Source organism: Bacteroidota bacterium, from assembly GCA_019637975.1.
Classification (GTDB): Bacteria; Bacteroidota; Ignavibacteria; order UBA10030; family UBA6906; genus CAADGV01.
The window spans coordinates 87,703-108,330 of record JAHBUR010000004.1 but is presented as its reverse complement, the minus strand read 5'-3'; the positions used below and the strand labels follow the sequence as shown (position 1 = coordinate 108,330).

At 52.2% G+C, this 20,628-nt stretch carries 25 protein-coding genes; 20 read left to right on the top strand and 5 right to left on the bottom strand.

Annotation, left to right across the window (positions count from 1 at the left end; all coding sequences use genetic code 11):
• Positions 1-11: 11 nt before the first annotated feature.
• Positions 12-1,418 carry an NCS1 family nucleobase:cation symporter-1 gene (locus KF749_03175; GenBank protein ID MBX2990151.1) on the top strand — a complete coding sequence of 469 codons (1,407 nt, stop codon included), beginning with the start codon at positions 12-14 and terminating at the stop codon, positions 1,416-1,418.
• A 2-nt stretch (positions 1,419-1,420) separates the two neighbouring features.
• Here the strand turns inward: KF749_03175 and KF749_03170 are convergent, their stop codons facing one another.
• Entirely contained in the window at positions 1,421-1,981 is a 561-nt protein-coding gene (locus tag KF749_03170; GenBank protein ID MBX2990150.1) for an ORF6N domain-containing protein, read from the bottom strand.
• A 92-nt stretch (positions 1,982-2,073) separates the two neighbouring features.
• Positions 2,074-3,588 (bottom strand): CoA-acylating methylmalonate-semialdehyde dehydrogenase, encoded by a 1,515-nt coding sequence (locus tag KF749_03165; GenBank protein ID MBX2990149.1) that lies wholly within the window; start codon positions 3,586-3,588, stop codon positions 2,074-2,076.
• 122 nt (positions 3,589-3,710) lie between these two features.
• Here KF749_03165 and KF749_03160 point away from each other — a divergent pair, with 122 nt between their 5' ends.
• From KF749_03160 to msrA, 6 genes are read left to right on the top strand one after another with little or no spacing between them, the layout of a single operon-like run.
• Complete coding sequence (locus KF749_03160; protein ID MBX2990148.1) at positions 3,711-4,694, top strand: carbohydrate kinase; 984 nt, start codon at positions 3,711-3,713, stop codon at positions 4,692-4,694.
• On the top strand, positions 4,687-6,270 hold the full coding sequence (locus KF749_03155; protein MBX2990147.1) for a GIY-YIG nuclease family protein: 1,584 nt from the start codon (positions 4,687-4,689) through the stop codon (positions 6,268-6,270). Before KF749_03160 ends, KF749_03155 begins: the two co-directional genes overlap by 8 nt.
• A gap of 8 nt (positions 6,271-6,278) precedes the next feature.
• On the top strand, positions 6,279-6,461 hold the full coding sequence (locus KF749_03150) for a hypothetical protein (GenBank protein ID MBX2990146.1): 183 nt from the start codon (positions 6,279-6,281) through the stop codon (positions 6,459-6,461).
• On the top strand, positions 6,440-6,604 hold the full coding sequence (locus KF749_03145) for a hypothetical protein (protein MBX2990145.1): 165 nt from the start codon (positions 6,440-6,442) through the stop codon (positions 6,602-6,604). The genes KF749_03150 and KF749_03145 overlap by 22 nt, the downstream gene beginning before the upstream one ends.
• On the top strand, positions 6,585-7,340 hold the full coding sequence (locus KF749_03140) for a rhomboid family intramembrane serine protease (GenBank protein MBX2990144.1): 756 nt from the start codon (positions 6,585-6,587) through the stop codon (positions 7,338-7,340). Before KF749_03145 ends, KF749_03140 begins: the two co-directional genes overlap by 20 nt.
• A gap of 52 nt (positions 7,341-7,392) precedes the next feature.
• Entirely contained in the window at positions 7,393-7,968 is a 576-nt protein-coding gene (gene msrA / locus KF749_03135) for a peptide-methionine (S)-S-oxide reductase MsrA (protein MBX2990143.1), read from the top strand.
• Between the two features lie 68 nt (positions 7,969-8,036).
• Here msrA and KF749_03130 read toward each other — a convergent pair whose 3' ends face one another.
• Positions 8,037-8,669: a hypothetical protein gene (locus KF749_03130; GenBank protein ID MBX2990142.1), complete on the bottom strand. Its 633-nt coding sequence runs from the start codon at positions 8,667-8,669 to the stop codon at positions 8,037-8,039.
• Between the two features lie 244 nt (positions 8,670-8,913).
• On the opposite strand from KF749_03130, the gene KF749_03125 reads away from it, so the two are divergent.
• The 13 genes from KF749_03125 (at position 8,914) to KF749_03065 (ending at position 16,898) form a co-directional block, all read left to right on the top strand.
• Positions 8,914-9,621: an outer membrane beta-barrel protein gene (locus KF749_03125; GenBank protein MBX2990141.1), complete on the top strand. Its 708-nt coding sequence runs from the start codon at positions 8,914-8,916 to the stop codon at positions 9,619-9,621.
• Between the two features lie 253 nt (positions 9,622-9,874).
• Entirely contained in the window at positions 9,875-11,149 is a 1,275-nt protein-coding gene (locus tag KF749_03120) for an RNA polymerase sigma factor (protein MBX2990140.1), read from the top strand.
• Positions 11,150-11,234: 85 nt separating this feature from the next.
• Positions 11,235-11,600, top strand: a complete 366-nt coding sequence (locus KF749_03115) for a YciI family protein (protein ID MBX2990139.1) — start codon at positions 11,235-11,237, stop codon at positions 11,598-11,600.
• A 91-nt stretch (positions 11,601-11,691) separates the two neighbouring features.
• Positions 11,692-12,063, top strand: coding sequence for a YciI family protein (locus KF749_03110; GenBank protein ID MBX2990138.1), 372 nt, complete (start codon positions 11,692-11,694; stop codon positions 12,061-12,063).
• Positions 12,064-12,157: 94 nt separating this feature from the next.
• Complete coding sequence (locus tag KF749_03105; protein ID MBX2990137.1) at positions 12,158-12,610, top strand: YciI family protein; 453 nt, start codon at positions 12,158-12,160, stop codon at positions 12,608-12,610.
• On the top strand, positions 12,607-12,999 hold the full coding sequence (locus KF749_03100) for a YciI family protein (protein MBX2990136.1): 393 nt from the start codon (positions 12,607-12,609) through the stop codon (positions 12,997-12,999). Before KF749_03105 ends, KF749_03100 begins: the two co-directional genes overlap by 4 nt.
• A gap of 88 nt (positions 13,000-13,087) precedes the next feature.
• The gene (locus KF749_03095) at positions 13,088-13,654 is read left to right on the top strand and encodes a DUF4256 domain-containing protein (protein ID MBX2990135.1); all 567 of its coding nucleotides are present in this window, start codon (positions 13,088-13,090) and stop codon (positions 13,652-13,654) included.
• A 93-nt stretch (positions 13,655-13,747) separates the two neighbouring features.
• A complete protein-coding gene (locus KF749_03090) occupies positions 13,748-14,182 on the top strand; it encodes a VOC family protein (GenBank protein ID MBX2990134.1) in 435 nt (144 codons plus the stop codon).
• A gap of 9 nt (positions 14,183-14,191) precedes the next feature.
• Positions 14,192-14,641 carry an SRPBCC domain-containing protein gene (locus tag KF749_03085; GenBank protein ID MBX2990133.1) on the top strand — a complete coding sequence of 150 codons (450 nt, stop codon included), beginning with the start codon at positions 14,192-14,194 and terminating at the stop codon, positions 14,639-14,641.
• Between the two features lie 17 nt (positions 14,642-14,658).
• Entirely contained in the window at positions 14,659-15,240 is a 582-nt protein-coding gene (locus tag KF749_03080; protein MBX2990132.1) for a DUF1697 domain-containing protein, read from the top strand.
• A gap of 112 nt (positions 15,241-15,352) precedes the next feature.
• On the top strand, positions 15,353-16,261 hold the full coding sequence (locus KF749_03075) for a VOC family protein (protein MBX2990131.1): 909 nt from the start codon (positions 15,353-15,355) through the stop codon (positions 16,259-16,261).
• A 29-nt stretch (positions 16,262-16,290) separates the two neighbouring features.
• Positions 16,291-16,593, top strand: a complete 303-nt coding sequence (locus KF749_03070) for a hypothetical protein (GenBank protein ID MBX2990130.1) — start codon at positions 16,291-16,293, stop codon at positions 16,591-16,593.
• On the top strand, positions 16,548-16,898 hold the full coding sequence (locus tag KF749_03065; GenBank protein MBX2990129.1) for a DUF1905 domain-containing protein: 351 nt from the start codon (positions 16,548-16,550) through the stop codon (positions 16,896-16,898). Before KF749_03070 ends, KF749_03065 begins: the two co-directional genes overlap by 46 nt.
• Before the next feature lie 280 nt (positions 16,899-17,178).
• Here the strand turns inward: KF749_03065 and KF749_03060 are convergent, their stop codons facing one another.
• Both KF749_03060 and KF749_03055 read right to left on the bottom strand, forming a co-directional pair.
• Positions 17,179-17,859 (bottom strand): response regulator transcription factor, encoded by a 681-nt coding sequence (locus tag KF749_03060; GenBank protein MBX2990128.1) that lies wholly within the window; start codon positions 17,857-17,859, stop codon positions 17,179-17,181.
• On the bottom strand, positions 17,856-20,321 hold the full coding sequence (locus tag KF749_03055; GenBank protein MBX2990127.1) for a GAF domain-containing sensor histidine kinase: 2,466 nt from the start codon (positions 20,319-20,321) through the stop codon (positions 17,856-17,858). Before KF749_03055 ends, KF749_03060 begins: the two co-directional genes overlap by 4 nt.
• Positions 20,322-20,628: the final 307 nt, after the last annotated feature.

Genomic DNA, 20,628 nt, shown 5'->3' with positions numbered 1-20,628 from the left:
TATCATCGTTTATGAATACCGACTTGGTCGAAGTCGACCTCACTTTGGTCCGGCAAAGTCCTCTTATTAACGATGACATTGCGCCGACAAGAATTTCGCAACGGACCTGGAGTACCTACAATATTGCTGCGCTCTGGATCGGAATGAGTGTCTGCATCCCCACCTACATGCTCGCAAGCGGACTCATCGCAAGCGGAATGAATTGGTGGCAGGCGCTGATGACGGTGACACTCGGCAACATCATTGTGTTGATTCCGATGGTCTTGAACGCGCACGCCGGAACGAAGTACGGCATTCCGTTTCCCGTCCTTGCACGTGCATCGTTCGGCACACTCGGCTCGAATGTGCCGGCACTATTGCGCGCTGTAGTTGCGTGCGGCTGGTTCGGCATTCAATCGTGGATCGGCGGACAGGCATTCAATTCGATGATCATTCTGCTGCTGCCCGAGTGGGCAATCTTCGAATGGGGTCCGGCAATCGGATTTCTGATTTTCTGGTCGATGAATGTCTACTTCATCGTGAAAGGAACCGAGTCGATCAAATGGCTGGAATCGTATGCGGCTCCGTTTTTGATTGTTATGGGATTGGGATTGCTTGCGTGGGCATACTTCACGATCGGCAGTTTCGGGCCGATGTTTGCGCAGCCGAGCAAGTTTGAAACTGTCGGCGAGTTCTGGAAGGTTTTTGTTCCGTCGTTGACAGGGATGGTGGGATTTTGGGCTACGCTTTCACTGAATATTCCTGACTTCACACGCTATGCCCGAAGTCAGCGCGATCAGATGATCGGGCAGGCAATCGGCCTTCCGCCGACGATGGCGCTCTTCTCGTTCATCGGCGTTGCGGTTACTTCAGCGACGGTTGTGATTTTTGGTGAAGCAATCTGGGATCCGGTTGTTCTTCTCTCAAAGTTCGAAAATCCAATTGTTATTCTGCTAGCGCTCTTCTCTCTTTCCGTTGCCACGCTCACGACGAACATCGCTGCAAATGTCGTCTCACCGGCAAACGACTTCGCTAACCTTTTTCCGAGAAAAATCAGTTTCAAAACCGGCGGCCTCATCACCGCCGTGCTCGGCATCGTGATGATGCCGTGGAAACTGTTGTCGGATTACGGAACGTACATCTTCGGGTGGCTTGTCGGCTACTCAAGCTTCCTCGGTCCCATCGCCGGCGTGCTGATTGCGGATTACTTCATCGTCCGCAAACAGAAACTGAATGTTGCCGATCTCTACATACGCAGTGGCGAGTACGAATTTTCCGGCGGATTCAACATGAAGGCACTGTTTGCGCTTGCAGCAGGAGTGTTTATCGCGCTCGTCGGACTTCTGTACGAACCTCTGCGGTTCCTGTATGATTATGCATGGTTCGTGGGCTTCGCGGCTTCTTTTGGTGTGTATGTTGTGGCAATGCGAAAGAAGTAAGATTAGCTGATATCTTCCTCCGGTGGCCGGAACCCGATAGGCCGTCGCTTCGCCGGTTCGATAGGTTCCATCAGCCGGCGAATTGCCTGAATGATTGATGTGATGGTTTCGTCGTGAGATGCGATCTTGCGCTCAAGGTCTTCCAACTTGCGGGCTATTTGGGTGTGAGAAGAGAGAATCTCGCGCAATTGAACAAACGCTCGGACAATGAGTATGCTTACCTCGGTTGCTGTAGGGCCGTTGAGAACGCTGGCAAGCTGAAGCGCTCCGTGTTCGGTAAAGGCAAACGGAAGATACTTCCTATGCCGGCCTCGACCTGTCTTTAAGGTCGCATTTTGCGACCTTAAAGGTGACGCCTCATCTGCCGTCAGTTGAAACATGAAGTCTGCAGGAAATCGATCCCTATTGCGCTTTACCTGCTCGTTCAGTCGCTTCGAGCTTACCCCATAAAGGCGAGCGAGGTCTGAATCTATCATTACACGCTTTCCCCGGATGAGCAGGATCGTTCTCTGCACTTGCTCCAAGGGAATAATGGATGACGTTTTGGAACCCGACTTCTTCATGATTTTCCAATCAGACTTTTGGCACCAGAATCCAGAATCCAAGATTCAACTTCTTGTATCGTGATCTCCGAACCACAAACCTTGAACCCCGTTCAGCTCATCCAATTCACCTTCGATTCGGGATTCCATTTGATGGTGGTCTTCTTTGGTTTTGTCAGGAACTCGATAGAACTCTTGCCGGTAATATCTCCAGCGCCGAACTTCGATTCGTTCCAGCCGCCGAAGGAGAACGGTTCGCGGGGAACCGGGACGCCGATGTTCACGCCGATCATTCCTGCGCTTGCCCGCTCGATCACATAACGAGCAGCGCCTCCGCTTTGTGTAAAGACGCTTGCCGCGTTGCCATACGGATTGCTGTTCTCGATCTTCAATGCATCGTCAACATTGTCCGCCCTCATGATTGCGAGAACGGGGCCGAACACTTCCTCTTGCGCGATGCGCATGTCGGGGCGAACATAATCAATCACCGTCGGACCGACGTAGTAGCCTTCTTCTTTCCCTTCCACAACACAGTTGCGGCCGTCAACGAGAATCTTCGCCCCTTGCTTCTCCGCGTCGGTGATGTAGCTCTCGATTCGTTCTTTTGCCTTTTTAGAGATGACGGAGCCGAGGTTCTTTCCCGGAACGATCTTCTTCGCTTCGTCACACAATTTCTTGACTATGTGGTCAACGTTACCGACGGCAACCATCGCCGAGGCTGCCATACACCGCTGTCCCGCGCAGCCGCTCATGCTTGCTGCTACGTTTGAGGCAGTCATGTCTTCATGCGCATCAGGAAGGACGATGAGATGATTCTTTGCTCCGCCGAGACAAAGCGCCCGCTTACAGTGCGAAGTTGCCCGTGCATACACAAGCTTTGCAACCTTCGTCGAACCGACGAACGTCACTGCATCAATGCCGGGATGATCACAAATCGCTTCTACGGCTTCCTGGCCGCCGTGCACGATGTTGAAGACACCGTCCGGCAATCCTGCTTCCTTTAACAGTTCTGCGATACGGATGGAACTGAGCGGAACGAGTTCGGACGGCTTGAGAATTATCGTATTGCCGAGAACCAGCGCATTCGGGATTGTCCAGTTCGGCACCATGTTCGGGAAGTTGAAGGGCGTGATTGAAGCCACTACGCCGACAGGGTAGCGGTCAATTCTGCACTCAACTCCCTTACTAACTTCAAGAATCTCTCCGGATACTAACTGCGGCATCGAGCAGGCGAACTCCGTCACCTCGATGGCTTTCTCCACCTCCGCCCGCGCCTCGCTCATCGTCTTGCCATTCTCCTCATGAACCAGAGCCGTCAGCGATTCGATGTCCCGTTCCATCAACGTCTTGTATTTGAAAAACACCTGCACGCGTTCCTTGATAGGCGTGTTCGACCATGTTGGAAAGGCCTTCCGTGCCGAGACAACTGCATCGTCAACATCTTGAGAGAGGGAGAAAGGAACCGTTGCAATCATCTGTCCCACCGACGGGTTCATGACAGGTTGGAGATTCGTACTGCGGGAATCAATCCATCTTCCGTTCACGTAGTTCATCAGCACGCGAATGTCGTTGGATAGTTTTGTAGCGGACGTAATGCCGGGTTGATCGACTGCGGTTGTCACGTTCATCTCCTCAATGTTGGTGGAGGTAAAAGTTGTGGGTTCAAGGTAGGCATCGAAGCGTACAAAATCAATCGGTGTGGCTTGTTCATCCGTCACAAATCATCTAGCTTGTGGAAAACAGAATCCAAATGGCGGGTTCCGATTCTCATACAATCACAACAGTTGGTGAGGCGATAGTTGACTTTGTCTCAACGGCGCCCGGTCTGTTGGTTGACGCTCCGGGGTTCGTCAAGGCTCTCGGCGGTGAAGGGGCGAACGTTGCCGTCGGGCTTGCGAAGCTCGGGTCGCATTCTTGCTTTGTCGGCAAAGTGGGGGCGGACTCGTTCGGGAGATTCCTGGTTAAGGAGTTGGAGAAGGACAAGGTTGATGTGGGGGGAGTTGTAATCGACAAGGTTCACAGAACCCGGCTTGCATTCGTCTCCCTGACGAAAGAGGGAGAGCGGGATTTCGAGTTTTGGGAGAAAACGCCCGCCGGTGAACAACTGCTCGCGTCAGAACTAAACTCGTCCATATTCAAAGCGTCGCGTATCGTGAACATTGCCCCCTTGCTGCTGCCGAAGCAACCGGCACGCTCGACGGCATTTGAGATTGCCGACGATGTCAAATCCTCGGGTGGCATTGTTGCGTTCGATGCGAACGTCCGCCTGGGCTTGTGGAAATCCGCCGCTGAAGCAAAGAGGGTGATGCTGCACATGGCAAGACGAACATCCGTGCTTCGACTGAATGATGAAGAAGCGACCTTCCTCACGGGTCACGCAACTCTCGAGAGGGCAGCAGCAAAACTCCGGTTGCTCGGACCGGAACTTGTTGCCATCACGTTAGGAGTGAGGGGAAGCTATTTTCAAGCGGCATCATCAAGCGGGTTTATACCAGGTTTCAACGTTAAAGCGGTTGACACAACGGGATGCGGCGATGCCTTCTTTGCAGCATTGCTTCACCGCATTGCGAGTGTGAACATGCCGATTGGTGATTTGTCCGCGGAAGAGTTAACTTCCATGTGTCGCTTTGCGAATGCCGTCGGGGCATTAACATCGCGGAAGCGCGGTGGGGCAGCAGCGGTTCCGTTTCCGGCCGATGTTGTACGATTTTTGAAGAGGAAGAACGATGATTAGCGATTGTGGAGAAGGGAGTACAGACGATACCCGCCCCACAATCTCAAATCTACAATCTGTCATGGCAATCACCACACAAGCGGATACCCTTGATCAATTCTCGAACATGAGCTCCGAACCCCGGCTCTCCTTTTTGGATGACCGCCCTTATGCCATTGTTGATGTTGAAACAACGGGCGGCAACGCATTGTATGGCCGCGTCATTGATGTCGCGGTCATTCGTGTCGAGAAGGGGAGAGTTGTCAAGGAGTTTCAATCGCTGGTCAACCCTGACCGGTTCGTTCCGCATGAGATTGAGTTGCTTACGGGAATTAACGCTGAAAGCCTGTCCCGGGCGCCGATGTTTCATTCGATAGCGCGGGAGTTGTATAAGATACTTGACGGGGCGATTTTTGTTGCACATAACGCACGGTTCGATTATGCGTTCGTCAAGAACGAATTCAGACGATTGGGAAGGGAATTCAGCGCGAAATGTTTGTGCACTGTGAAACTCTCCCGTAAGCTCTTTCCGATGCACCGCAACCACAATCTCGACAGCGTCATGCAGCGTCACGGGATTGAGTGTCCGGCACGTCATCGCGCAATGGCTGATGCCGGCGTTGTGCTTGAGTTCCTCCGCAAAGTGCAGAACGAGGCAACGCCCGACCTGCTGACGCTTGCCGTCAATGCAATTCTGAAGTCGAGCAGCCTTCCGCCTCAACTCGACAAAGAGTCGCTCGATGCGTTGCCGGAAACACCCGGCGTGTATCTGTTCTACGGAACGAAAGGGGAACTGCTCTACGTTGGCAAAAGCGTCTCTCTCCGGGATCGCGTGATGTCGCATTTTTCAGGCGACCATCGTTCATCGAAGGAGATGGAGATGGCGCATCAGGTGGCCCGCATCGAAACGCGGCAAACAACCGGCGAACTTGGCGCCCTGCTTCTCGAATCGCAGCTCATCAAAGAACTGCGCCCGATGTACAACGTTGCGTCGCGCCGCCATCGCGATCTCGTTCTCGCCCGCCGCGTGATGACATCACACGGGTATGCAAGCATTGTTCTTGAGAAGACACATGAAATAGAAATCGATCTTGAAGCCCCGATTATGGGTATCTTCAAAAACATGCCGCAGGCGAAGGAATATCTCGCGCAGATTACAAGGGAGTTTCGTCTCTGTCAGAAGCTTCTCGGGATTCATCAATCCAATTCCTATTGCTTTGCATATCACTTGCATCAATGCGACGGGGCTTGCATGGGCGAGGAGCCGCCTGAAACCTACAATGCCCGCGTTGAAGAAGCGTTTACCGAAAGACGGGTGAAGGCGTGGCCGTTTAACGGCGGCATTGTTATCGAAGAACGGAATCCGGTAACAAATGAAGGCGAGGCCTTTCTTATTGATAACTGGTGTTTGCTGTCGTGCTTCAGATTTACCGAATACGGGCAGACGGAATTGTTCAAGGGTGTGAGCCGTTTTGATTATGATGCGTACAAGATTCTGGCGCGCTACATTCTCAATCCGCAAAACCGTCGCAACATCAAGCAAGTGAACATCAACGAGTTGTACGGAGCTTCTGACGATTTTACCAGATTGGATTAGAAAGAAGAGTGAAAAACAGCAACGATGAACTCTCACTCATCGATCCTCATCAATGGACGTACGCTGCAATCGGACTGAACGAGCACAACGTACGAACTGCAATCGGGGAAGTGTTGCATGAGCGCTCCTATGAGATTGTGTTTTCGAAGCCAAGCGCGCAGGAAAGTACGTGTCCCTTCACGTGTCGCTAATCGTGAACGACGAAAATGATCGCGGGCACATCTATCAATTGTTGAACGATCATCCCTCTACGACAATCGTCATAGAGTATGCCCGGAACCTGTTCGCAATTTTACCTAAGGAGGATTGCCGTGATACTCCCTATCGGAGATGACAACACTGACCGCCGGATTCTTCCGGTTGTCAATATTGCATTCATCGTTATAAACGTCGTCGTGTTCGTGTTTCTTCAAGGGCTCGGTTCGAATACAGAGTTCACGTATGCGTACGCCGCCGTGCCGCAAGAGATTCTGACGGGAACCGACATCGACACACCTGTCCTGCTGAAGGACATACAAACAGGAGAAGAATTGGGCCACCTCGACCTGCAGCCGACGCCGATTTCCATCTACCTCACTCTTCTAACATCCATGTTCATGCACGGCGGGTTCATGCATATAGCAGGCAACATGTTATACCTCTGGATATTCGGCGACAATATCGAGGATCGCCTCGGGCATGCGCGGTATTTCATGTTTTATATCGTCGTCGGCGTGCTTGCGGCGCTTGCGCATGTGTTCTCGACGGTTGCCTTCGGCGGCAATCCGTATATCCCCATGGTCGGGGCATCAGGGGCTATATCGGGCGTGCTGGGCGGATATCTCCTGTTGTTTCCGCGCAAGCGCGTTCGCGTTATCATGTTCAACATGCTGACGGAGGTTCCCGCTATCATTGCTATCGGGTTGTGGTTTCTCTTCCAGGTGATCAGCGGCGCGGGCGCAATTGGTTCGCACGGAGGAGGTGTTGCGTATGCAGCGCATATCGGCGGCTTCATTGCCGGATTGGTTCTCGTCAAACTGTTTGCTGCAAGCCGCCGCGAGCCGGATGTATTTGTCGGAAGAATCAGATAGACGTGAACGATTTGTGATGTTTGTTTGTTAGATTGTGGCGGAAGGAGGATGCATGAATACATTCTTGATTGTCCTGATGCTTCTCGGAGGAGGAGGTCAGAAAGGAAAGGAGTCACGTCTTTTGGAAAAGGCGACATTGGGTGCCGGCTGTTTCTGGTGTGTTGAAGCGGTGTTTCAGCGGATCGACGGCGTAACGTCGGTTCTTCCGGGATATGCGGGCGGGCAGAAGGAAAACCCGACCTACAAGGAAGTCACAACCGGCAAAACCGGCCACGCGGAAGTTGCACAGATTACCTTCGATCCGGCGAAAGTGAGTTACGAAAGAATTCTCGATATCTTCTGGCAGGCGCATGACCCGACAATATTGAACCGGCAAGGCGCCGATGTCGGAACGCAATACCGCTCTGTCATCTTCTACCACGACGAAACGCAGAAGGCGATTGCCGGCAAATCAAGAAAGGGAGCACAGAAAGATTTCGATACTCCCATTGTTACCGAGCTTCAGCCGTTGACCAGATTCTACGAAGCGGAAGAGTATCACAAGAATTACTACAACGACAACAAATTCCAACCCTACTGCCAGTTCGTGATCAAGCCGAAGCTGAAGAAACTGAAGCTGCCGGATTGATGTTGATTTCCGGATGTTGGAAAGGCTCCCTATTCAGGGAGCTTTTCCATTTCCGTAGGGTACCCGCTCTACTGAACTATCGACTGCCCCGAATTCTGTTCGAACCGTTGATAAATAACATACCGTTCGCCGACGCGGATTGGCTTGGTGAAATTGCCTACGCGCAACTTACGGACTTCATCCCGCACTTTTCGCGGGAACTGTGCAATGTTTCTTGATGCCGGGGCGCTGAACCCCGGTGTCTCTCCCTCATCCCGGGCGAGAGCTTCAAACGGAACTCCCTGCTCAAGCAGTGCATACAACGAATCGGCTCCGCGTTCATCCGGCGCTGTCAGGCCGGCCAGCGCCATGACAACCTGTTCTTCAACCTGAACCACGAGAGCATTGCGAACCCAGATGCCGTCGGGCGGGCACTCACCGGCGAGAGGATGAAACCGCCAGTGCTTCATCGAATCAATTGCAACGGCGTCCCATCGCGGATCGCCGCTCGATCCCAACATTTTCACTTCCGCAATTGTTCCGTCCTCAACAACACGAAACAACACGCTTAGTGTGAGTTTATCCTTGTATATAAATGATGAGAACGACGGAAGGGAAGAAATACGTACAAGTTCAGGATGCGGAACGTCAAGAGGGCGTGTGTGCGTGCATCCCCACAACATAACCGCACACACGAGTACTGCACATTCGAGGCGTTTCATAATCGGCCTCCATTCTCATTTCATTCCAAATATACCATACTTCCTTGGGATTTGTCAACAAACCATAAGCAACAGTCTCCCTGACGGCATTGGTCTTCCCACCCGCATTTCTATGTAGGAATCTTTTTGCCGCCGGATACGTATAAGTACGGGACTTTGCTGTTTTCGTTTCGGCAACGTTGAATGGAGATGTTTCCAGCGAGTGTTTTGATTTTCCCGATCTATTAACTTCAGGATTGAGTTTATGAAGAGAATACTTTTTGCAGTGAGTGTGATTTTGTTGTTCGGGATAGCTGCGCAACCGGCTGCATTCGCACAAAATGCGCTTGGCGGACTGAATTTCCTCGTCGGCGTACCGATGGGCGATTTCAAATCGAATGTTGACAAAAACGGCTACGGCCTTTCGGCAAGTATCGGCATTGCGCCCGTCAGCTCAATTTTCATGGTGGGTGTCGAAGCGGGATTCATGCGGTACGGCACTGAACGCAGGCGGGAGCCGTTCAGCAGCACAATTCCGGATGTGATGGTTGATGTCGAAACGTCGAATAATTTCGCTCTCATTCACGGCGTGTTCAGACTTCAACCGAACCAGGGAAGCATCCGCCCGTACCTTGAAGGCGTGGCCGGAATCAATTATCTGTACACGCAAACCGAAATCCAGAATCGGGGACGGGGCGGCGAGGAAGTTGCCAGTTCCAACAACAAGGACGATATTGCCTTCAGCTACGGCGGCGGCGGCGGCTTGATGATCCAGCTTTACTCTTCGGAGCATGAAGGATCGGGACTCAACGAAGTGTTGCTTGATTTCCGCGGCCGCTATATCAAAGGAGGCGAGGCCGAGTATTTGAAGCAAGGCTCTATTCGCCGTGAAAATGGCCAGGTCAAGTACGATGTTCTGAAATCCCATACCGATATTATGACAATCCAGATTGGTGTTGCGCTCCGATTCTAACTCGGCGTGGTTCAGTGTGCATCTCGAAAATGCCATCGATAGTTGCCGGATGGCATTTTCCTTTTGTAGATGAGAGCTTCAGGCGCTTGTTTTTCCACCCGATATTTCCGTTTTTAGTTCCCGTCTCTGTCGCACAAAAGTCAATCAGCCCCATATGCGCAAACCTGTTTCGTCCGTTTTAGTCTCGTTTGTACTCGCCTCTCCCGGCGGGATCTCTATCCCGTATGTGACAGAGGGAGGATGAGGTTGAAGAATGAATGAAGCGTCGAACATCAATGTTCGCGGAACAATCGACGAACTCTATCGGACTGAATCGCGCCGCATTCTCTCAACGCTGATTCGTCTTCTCGGAGATTTTGATCTTGCCGAAGAGGCAATGCACGATGCCTTTGCCGCTGCAATGGAGAAATGGGCAGAAGAGGGCATTCCCGCCAACCCCCGGGCATGGCTTGTTTCCGCAGGGCGCTTCAAGGGGATTGACGTCATGCGGCGGCGATCGCGGATAGACGAGTCCGGGGCGGAAATCATTGAACACCTTGAGGCGGACAACGGCGATCCCGCCGAGTTCGCCGACCGTGCCGTTAAAGACGACGAACTGCGACTGATCTTCACCTGCTGCCATCCGGCCCTTGCGCCGGATGCGCGCATCGCATTGACGCTTCGCGAGGTGTGCGGACTTACCACCGAAGAAATCGCCAGGGCGTTTCTGACAACTCCCTCAACTCTTGCGCAACGCATTGTCCGCGCAAAGGCAAAAATCCGTGATGCGGGAATTCCGTACAAAATCCCTTCACACGATGATCTGCCGGGACGTCTCGAAGCCGTTCTCCATGTCATCTATCTTGTGTTCAATGAAGGCTATTCGGCATCGTCGGGCGACTCGCTGACGCGGGCCGATTTGTCGGGCGAGGCAATCAGGCTTGGCAGATTGCTGCTGGAGTTGCTGCCTGCCAATCCGCAAGCGGCACCGTTCGAGCCGGAAGTGAGGGGGCTGGTTGCATTGATGCTCTTGCAAGAGTCAAGGAGGGCTGCCCGTTCGTCTGCTGAAGGCGATCTTGTTTTGTTGGAGGATCAGGATCGTTCCCTCTGGAATCAGGAGATGATTCGTGAGGGAACGCAACTCGTGAGGCGAGCCCTTGCTTCGCAGAGCTTCGGAGCCTACACAGTGCAGGCGGCAATTGCCGCCGTTCATGCCGAAGCGCCCGCCGCGGCCGCAACAGATTGGGCACAGATTGTTGCGTTGTACGATGTGTTGCTGCAGGTTGCCCCTTCGCCCGTTGTCGAGTTGAACCGCGCCGTTGCCGTTGCGCTGAGTGACAGCGCCGAAGCCGGGTTGCAGCTTATTGACGGCATTCTTGCCCGCGGCGAGCTATCCGACTATCATCTTGCACATTCCGCCCGTGCGGATTTGTGCCGAAGAATGGGACGCTTTGCCGAGGCGAGGGAGTCGTACGAGCGGGCGCTTGCACTTACGAAGCTTGAGCCGGAGCGAAGGTTTTTGGAGAGAAGACTACATGATTTGGCGTGATGTGAAGGGAGGAATCTTCTGGTTCCCCCCCCTGTCGATTTCAGCCTGTGCCAATCGACTACAAGTTGAAAGGGAGAGAATACCTATGAAATACATGCTGCTGGTGTATTACAGCGAAAAGGAAATGAGCGACTCCGAGCGGGATCGGTGCTATGTTGATTCCGCCCGGCTCTCTTGTGACCTTGCGGCGGAAGGCAAGTTCGTCGACGCAAGTCCGCTGCAATTGGTTGACACAGCGACGAGTGTCCGGGTGCGCAATGGCAAAACACTTGTAACCGACGGGCCCTTTGCCGAGACGCACGAACAACTCGGCGGCTATTATCTCATAGATGCCAACGACTTAGACGAAGCAATCGGAATTGCGACCCGAATTCCCGTTGCGACTCTCGGAACGATAGAAATTCGTCCTGTGCTGGAGATTCCGGGCTTGCCCGGCGAGAAGAGGCAGTAGACTGTTTTACCAAATTTCTGCACGATGCGATTCCGCCGTCCGCGAATCGACTAACTGGTGCAAACGGCTTTCTATTTCTGAAGGAGAACTCATGAAGTACATTTGTCTGGCGTACGAAGAGGAAGGCATTCTCAACTCCCTCACGAAAACTGAGTGGGAAGTCTTGAGAAAGGAAACGCTTGACTACGTGAACGATCTTAAGAACAACGGCCGTCTTATCACCGCCGAGCCACTGCAAAGTGTGAAGCTCGCCTCGACTGTTCGCGTCCGCGGCGGCAAAGTGTCGATTACCGACGGCCCCTTCGCCGAAACGAAAGAGACATTAGGGGGATTCTTTCTGATTAACGCGAGGGATCTGAACGAAGCGATTCAGGTTGCAGTGAAGTGGCCCTCGGCACGGTTTGGCAGTATTGAAGTGAGGCCCATCGAAGAGGGATTGCCCGAGGAACGACGGTACAGTTGAATCAGGGATGTCGATTTCCCGCTACGTCAATCGACTATCTGGTGAATTCGAAAAGAAGTTCACACATCAACATACTACTGTAAGGAGGTACGATATGCGCTTCATGATGATGATGATTCCGAGAGTTTATCAACCCGGTATTCCGGAGTCGGAGAAGCCGGGTCCGGGATTTGCCCCGCCTGCAGATGCCGTTGAACGCATGATGAAATACAACGAGGAACTGGCAAAAGCCGGAGTTTTGCTTGCCCTCGATGGACTTCACCCGGTTGCCAACGGTTTCCGTGTCTCGTTTGCCAACGGAAAACCGAAGGTAACCGACGGCCCCTTCGTTGAAACAAAAGAAGTAGTCGGCGGTTACTGGCTGATTAATGTGAAATCGAAAGAAGAGGCTATCGAATGGGCGAAGCAGATTCCTGCCGACCGCGGCGACGTCATCGAGGTACGGCAGATTTTTGAGATGGAAGACTTCCCGGAGGATGTGCAGAAAGCGGCCAACAATCCAACAGTCGAAGCTCAACTCGAAAAACAAAAGGAAATGAAATCATGAAATTCATTTGCCTTGGCTACATCGACCAGGATAGCTGGGAATCCACTTCACAAAACGAGCAAAACAGCATGATGGACGAGTGTTTTGCTTACGACAACATTCTTCGGAGTAACGGGCATTTTGCAGGTGGCGAAGCGCTCGACAATGCCCGGATCGCCAAAACGTTGCGGTACAAAGGCGGCAAGGTTTCGGTGACTGATGGCCCGTTTGCCGAGACCAAGGAACAATTAGGCGGCATTTTGATTCTTGAAGCGAGGGACATGAACCACGCCGTCGAACTTATGTCGAAGCATCCGGGTGTAAAGGCGGGGCCGTTCGAGATACGACCCGCAGTTGATTTATCGGAAATGGTGACCGAGAGTGAGCGACGGCGGTCTGCATCGAAGTAACACAACAATACGGAAGAAACCGGCGCATGCCACGAAGAACGAACACTTGGCATGAACTCCACACTCGAAATCTGAAAGCAAGAACAATATGCACAACAGCAATACAAAGAAGTTGTCGCCTGCACAACGTCGAGAACTCCTCGCCGTTTTGAAAGCCCGTTTTGAGAAGAAGAGAAGCCGCCATAAGAGTCTTGAATGGGCCAACGTACAGGCAAGACTTGAGGGTAGCAAAAACCTCTGGTCACTCAATGAAATGGAGAGAACCGGCGGTGAGCCGGATGTTGTCGGGCATGATAAAAAGACAGGCGAATACATGTTCTGTGATTGTTCGGCGGAGAGTCCGACAGGCCGCAGAAGTCTTTGTTACGACGGCGAGGCTCTGGAGTCACGGAAAGAACATAAACCAAAAAACAGCGCGATTGATATGGCAGCTGCGATGGGCATTGAGCTTCTGACAGAAGAACAGTATCGGGATCTGCAGAGACTTGGGAGTTTCGATACGAAAACGTCGAGCTGGGTGAAAACACCGGCCGATATAAGAAGACTTGGCGGCGCCCTCTTCTGCGATTGTCGCTACGGTCATGTTTTCGTGTATCACAACGGCGCGGAATCCTACTATGCAGCGAGAGGGTTCCGGGGTTTGTTGCGGGTCTAAAGAGAGGATCGCCGGGACTTGAAGCACCGACAGAAGAGTGTTCGAGAGGAATCAAGTAACGCATTCACAGACCAATCATAAGGAGTTCCAATAATGCCTTCACTCAACCCCTATCTCAACTTTGCGGGTAATACCGAAGAGGTGTTCAATTTCTACAAGTCGGTATTCGGCGGAGAGTTTCTGGCCTTGCAACGTTTCAGAGATGTGCCGCCTGAGGCAGGAAACATTCCTGACAATGAAAAAGACAAAGTCATGCACATTGCATTGCCAATCGGCAAAGAGAATGTCCTGATGGCCACCGATGCGCTTGACAGCATGGGACAGAAGTTGATTCCCGGCAACAATTTCTATATCACTATACAGCCGGACAGCAGAACGGAGGCGGACAAGCTTTTCAACGGTCTCTCGGCCGGAGGCACTGTCGAAATGCCGATGCAGGATATGTTCTGGGGGGGCTACTATGGCTCGTTGCGGGACAAGTTCGGCATCCAGTGGATGATCAATTACGATACCAACCAGAAGAAGTAGGAGGATACATTGGAAAAGCTAAACTTTTCAATCACCATCAACGCCCCGAAAGAGAAAGTCTGGAACACCATGCTCGGCGACGAATCGTACCGGGCATGGACGGATGTATTCTCGCCGGGTTCCCATTACGTCGGCAATTGGAACACGGGAAGCAAAATTCTCTTTCTTGGTCCGAGCCAAGACGGCGGCGTGTCCGGAATGGTCAGCAGAATCAAAGAAAACCGTCCCTACGAATTCATCTCCATCGAACATCTTGGAGTTGTCGAGAACGGAAAAGAAGACACATCAAGTGAGGCCGTTAATGCCTGGGCCGGCGCGCATGAGAACTACACTTTCAAAGAGTCGGGAGGGAAGACAGAAGTGTTGGTGGAAATGGATTCAGTGAAGGAATATGAGGAGATGTTTACGAATACATGGCCGCAGGCTTTGCAGAAACTCAAAGTGTTGGCGGAACAATAGCCGGGTTGGTCGGAAGTATGCCAACTCAACAATACGTCGCCCTGCTGCGCGGCATCAATGTCGGCGGCAACAATATCATTAAGATGGCGGACTTGAAGTCATGCTTTGAGGAGATGGGCTTTGCCGATGTTCTGACGTACATTCAAAGCGGCAATGTGATATTCGGTTCGGGCGGGAAGAACGAAGCAAAACTGACAAGCAAGATCGAAAGAGTCTTGTCCGCCACATTTCGGTACAACTCCCGCGTCCTGATCGTGCCGCACAAAAAATTCGGTCGTGCCGTGCAGGATGCGCCTAACGGATTCGGGAGCGAGCCGGCAAAATACAGATATGACGTGATCTTTCTGATGAAGCCGTTGACGGCAAAAGTGGCGATGGAGAGTATCACGATCAAAGAAGGAGTTGACTGTGCGTTTGAAGGCCGGGACGTTCTTTACTTCTCACGACTCATCGCAAGGGCTTCACAAAGCAGGTTGACGAAGATAATCTCGCTTCCTATCTACCAGGACATGACGATACGCAATTGGAATACAACCACGAAACTTCTTGTCTTGATGGAAAGCCGGCCGGCGAAACGAAGTCATTCCGATGCCCGATAATAGTAGGATCCCGCAAATGAACACATCCCTTTTGCGTACAGCAGTGGTTCTCATCCTCTGCACATCAGCAACATCTTTGCAGTCGCAAACACCAATGTTGAAAGGAGATTCCATGACGAGAATTACCCCGTTTCTGTGGTTCGACACGCAGGCTGAAGAAGCAGCGACATTCTACACATCTATCTTCAAGAATTCCAAACTCGGTAGGATTTCCCGCTATGGCAAGGAAGGCTATGAAATTCACAAAAGGCCTGAAGGCTCGGCGATGACTGTGGAATTTCAGCTTGAGGGACAATCATTTGCTGCGCTGAATGGCGGGCCGCATTTCAAAATCAATCCCTCCGTCTCCTTCTTCGTCATCTCCGAATCGGAAGCGGAAGTGGATGCCTTGTGGGAGAAACTTGCAGAAGGCGGGGCTGTGATGATGGAACTTCAGAAGTATGATTGGAGCGAGAAGTACGGCTGGGTGCAGGACAGGTTCGGCGTATCTTGGCAGGTGAGTCTGGGAAAGAAAGCGGATGTCGGTCAGACGATCACGCCGTCGCTGTTGTTCGTCGGGTCGCAACACGGCCGTGCGGAAGAGGCGGTGAGGCTGTACACTTCCATCTTTAAGAATTCAAGCATTGCGGGTATGCTCCGCTACGGCGCGAACGAGGGAGAAAAAGAGGGAACAGTCAAACACGCGCAGTTCACGCTCGACGGCAACGTCTTTATGGCGATGGATAGCGGATTGGAACACGCGTTTGCATTCAACGAAGGGATTTCGTTTGTTGTGCCTTGTGAATCACAGGAACAGGTGGATTACTTTTGGGAACACCTCTCAAGAGGCGGGGATGAAAAAGCGCAACAATGCGGTTGGCTGAAGGATAAGTTCGGCGTATCATGGCAGGTTGTGCCGGAGATTCTTCAAAAGATGTTGCAGGATCCGGACAAGTCGAAAGCCGGTAGAGTCACCAATGCGTTTCTACAGATGAAGAAGTTCGATATTGCTGCTCTTCAAAAAGCGTATGAGGGGAAGTAACTGAATAATTCATAACAGGAGGTTCCACCATGATCATCATTCGTGAAGTATTTACTGCGAAGCCGGGACAGGCATCGAAGATGGCGAAGTTGTTCAAGAAGGCATTTGCTGCCGATTCCAACGTGCGCGTTATGACAGACATGGTTGGAGACTATAACACCGTGGTGATGGAAATGCAGGCGAAGAGTCTTGCCGACTTTGAGAAGATGATGGAAGAGTACAAGTCGGGCAAGCCCGACCCGAATATGGACCCCAAAGTGGCGGAGGAATTGTCGAAGTACACAGAATTGTACTTGACCGGACGTCGGGAGATTTTCCAGATTGTAGAGTAAGGCGATCTTCTGTGACTCTGAAATTCCGATCCGCACTGTGGCTGTATCATGGGCCGGGGGCGTGGCATTTCATCACTCTTCCCCTCAAGCACGCAAAGGCAGTCAAGACCTTATCTCAAGGCACAAGGCGGGGATGGGGGGCGTTGCGGGTAATAGCATCGATTGGCAGAACTACGTGGAAGACCTCCATTTTTCCCGACCAAAAGTCAAATTCCTATGTTCTGCCCGTGAAAGCCGAAGTTCGAAACAAAGAGAATTTAGAGAATGGTGACATAGTGATGTTGACTCTGGAGATCGCAATATGAACAAAAGACCCTCTCTTTGTTCATGAAACGGATTCCGGTGTTATCGATGAGGCCGAGTTAATTCAACCCGGCCTCGACTGCATTCATCCTTCCTTCATCATAATCAACTTGCGGCTGAATACTCCCGCCCGGTGTAGTAAGACGGGAGATATAAGTACTGCTAGGGAGCAGCACGCGTGCATCATTCTTTCCATCCCACACAACACTCCGGCATCCTGTGTTCTGCGGAGGCAGGCGGTATGATGTGAATTGGCGGTTGAGTCCCTGGATGGCCGCACACTCACTTCACAAACTTGTAGCCCGACGTGTGGATGGTCAGCAGATGTCTCGGCTTGGAGTGATTGTCCTCGATTTTCTTTCTGAGAGAAAGAATGAAGTTGTCGATCGTGCGGGTTGTCGGGTAGTTCTCGTACCCCCATACATCATTGAGCAACATTTCACGGGTAACAACTTCTCCTTCATGTTGTATGAAGTACTTCAGTATTTCGAATTCCCGTGCGGAGAACTTTATCGATTTGCTGTTCTTTGTCGCCTCCTGCTTCTTGAAATCGATCTCCACGCTTCCGAAGGCATATTCATCAATATCTTTCTTGAGTTCCCACTTCCGGCGTAGAAGCGCATGAATGCGGGCAATGAGTTCACGAATGCTGAACGGTTTCGTGACGTAGTCATCGGCTCCCAATTCGAATCCCAGCACCTTGTCCATTTCCTGCTTTTTGCTCGTAAGCATGATAATCGGCGTGTTGATGCCTTCCTTTCGCAGGTCGCGACATACCTCTTGTCCGTTCTTCTCCGGTAACATCAAATCAAGAATGATCAGATCGATATTCTCACGCTTCGCCATGGTGTAGCCCTTCACGCCGTCGGTTGCCGACACAACAGTAAAATGCTCTGCGGTAAGAGCATCCTCCAACCCTTTGCGTATTGACGCATCATCTTCAACAATGAGAATCGTTTTCATTTGGCCGACCTTTTGTGAGTTCGCGTTACGATGGCAGGAAACCGGAGTGCAAATGTGCTTCCTCCACCCGGCGACCCGGTAACCTCGATTTTTCCCCTGTGTGCATCCATGATGCTCCGGACCAATCCCAACCCCAGTCCTATACCCGGTACCGAGTCGCGTGAAGAAGGATCGCGGTAGAACCGCTCGAACAGTTTTGGAATGTGTTCCGGTGGAACTCCGATGCCTTTGTCACGAACAGAGCATACAGCGTACCCGCGTTCACGCGTCAACGAGATGCGAAGCCATTTTCTCGGGCCGGAATACTTGATGGCGTTTTCGACAAGATTCATCAGGGCTTGCACCGCCGCATCGCGATCGGCGCTGATAAGCATACGCCTGGCCGGCTTGTTGTAGAGAACGGTGAAGCCGTGTTTGTGCAATTGGAACTTCATCGTTTGAAGAACCTCCCCGACAATTTCTCTCAAATCCGTCTTCGCAAAGGTATAGTGTTTTTCTCCTCTCTCGATTCTCGATGTATCGAGCACATTCGTTACCATACGGTCGAGCCTGTCTGCCTCGCCGACGATTGTTGCCGCATATTGCTGAAGCCGGAGGGTGGAGTGTCGTCCCGCGCCGAGCATTTCGGCGTACAGCTTGATGGATGTCAACGGCGTGCGGAGCTCATGCGAAACGTTTGATACAAATTCCGACTTCATCCGGTTCACGTCTTCCAGCCGTTGCTTCTCCTCCTGCTCTTCGATGAGTTTGCGTTGAAGAGCAATGCGTTCGAACTCCGATCCCGCCCTTGCGGCGAGGTTCACGAGCAGGTCGATATCCTCGCGGCTGAATTTCTCGCCGGACTTTCTTGAGCCATGCACCATGAAGCCCGTGAAGGCACCTGTTGCCGAACGCATCGGAATCACGAGGGATATTCCCCACCGTGCAAACACATCCTGATCGGCGGTTTCGTACGCCACGCCATCCTCCACGCATCCGTTGAGCGCAATCGGCAGTAACAGGGGCGTACGGATGTTCTCCGGTCGGAATTGGACGGTTCGCCGTTCGAGAAAACCGAAGCCCTTGTGCGAAAGGACGTACAGACGGTTTTCAGGTTGACGGAGAAGAAAAATGCCTGTACGCTCAACGGGGATGAGGTCGTCCATTCTGGCGATGAGAATCTCTGCAAGCTGTTTCGCATCAACACATAGATTGAGATCGCGGGAAATGCGGCTCAACGCTTCGCGGAAATTGTAGCGAACGCGAAAGAACCGCTTGTCGACAATATGGTGGACGCGACGCCGCACAGGCTCGAAGAGCAGGGCAACGACTATGGCGGCGGCGACGGACATCTCGGTCGTGTATCGCTCTGCAAGGAAGGCGAGAGTTGCCACCAGCATCATGTAGATTCCGATCACGAGACCCAGAACAATGCCGTACACCGTCGTCCTGTTGACAATTACTTGAACATCCAGCAGCTGATATTTGTAGAAGGAGATGCCGAATGCAACGGGAATAAGAACGAGAAACAACAAGGTGTACTGTTCCGGAAGAAAGCCTGTTCCCAGATGATACTGCGGAATGAGGGTGAAGAGAAAGAAGGGCGTCGGGCCGAGGGAAAGTCCCCACAACACCCACGTGAGCTTCTTCCGTTCCTCCGGCGATGTTGACCCGAGAAACGCCCGGACAAACCGGACGATCCCTGTGCACACATATACGAAAGCGACAAGCACGAAGATCTCGAAGACACTATGATATGTGGCGAAGAGTTCCGGCGACTTCCTGTGTACGGCGAGTACGTGGAAATACGACATTGCTGTTGCAAGGAGTGCCGGGGGAAGATAAAGCGCAAGAGTGCGACCCGTGCCGCTTTCTGCCGGGTGTGGGAACACGAACGTGAAATGAAGAAAAGTGGCCACGGTTCCGGCGTAGGAGATGAAGAACAGTACGCGGCTCGCGTGCACCCAGCCGTCGCCCGGCGGTGTCCCGCCCCACGTGATCATCACGCTCACGCCCATCATCACCATCGACCAGTGAAGCAGATATGCGGCCCGGTCTGCAGGCCGACGAATCACCACAAACACCCCTGTTCCCCACGCAACGATGCCGACAAATAAAACGATCAGCATGTATGCTGTGTCGTGGGTTTCAACCAATTGAACAGCTTTCTCTTCTGTCTGTCCTCCCCGCCCAACTGTGACCTGAACACGTTCGCCAATCGACGCAAAGTCGGAAAGAAATTCGACCTCGTGTCTGTTTGTGAGGTTGTATGTTCCCCATGTCATCAGCGTATCGCCGACACGCACGTCAGGACACGCTGATGCGTCGAGAATTCTTTTTACGACAACACGATCATGGATGTCCATCAGGGCGAACGGCGGTTGGGGTCTGTCCAACAGATAGGGAATATGGATCAAGCAAGCAACGAGAAGTGCTGCATCGACTGCAAGGGCGAGAACTGCGCGGATGGAGGGAAACCTCATCTCCACACCTCATTGGGATACTGGACATCCTTGTTCGAATATACAAATGAAGGCAACCAAATGAAATTGAACTGAAGATGCCGAGGGTAGATACTGAAATCTGCAACCGATTTCCCATGCTGAACAAATCCGGCTTTTCTGCATCGGGAGTGGGGATTCCTCGCTTGACACTCACCCCAATCTTTCGTAGCATTGCGGCGGTTGCTGCCCGGCAATCGGGCGAGGGGACAGCCAGTCCACTTCATCTTCAACAATCTTTGGAGGTTGTTTGTTCAGAGGGTCGTAAAAAGTCCATCGAACAATCCAG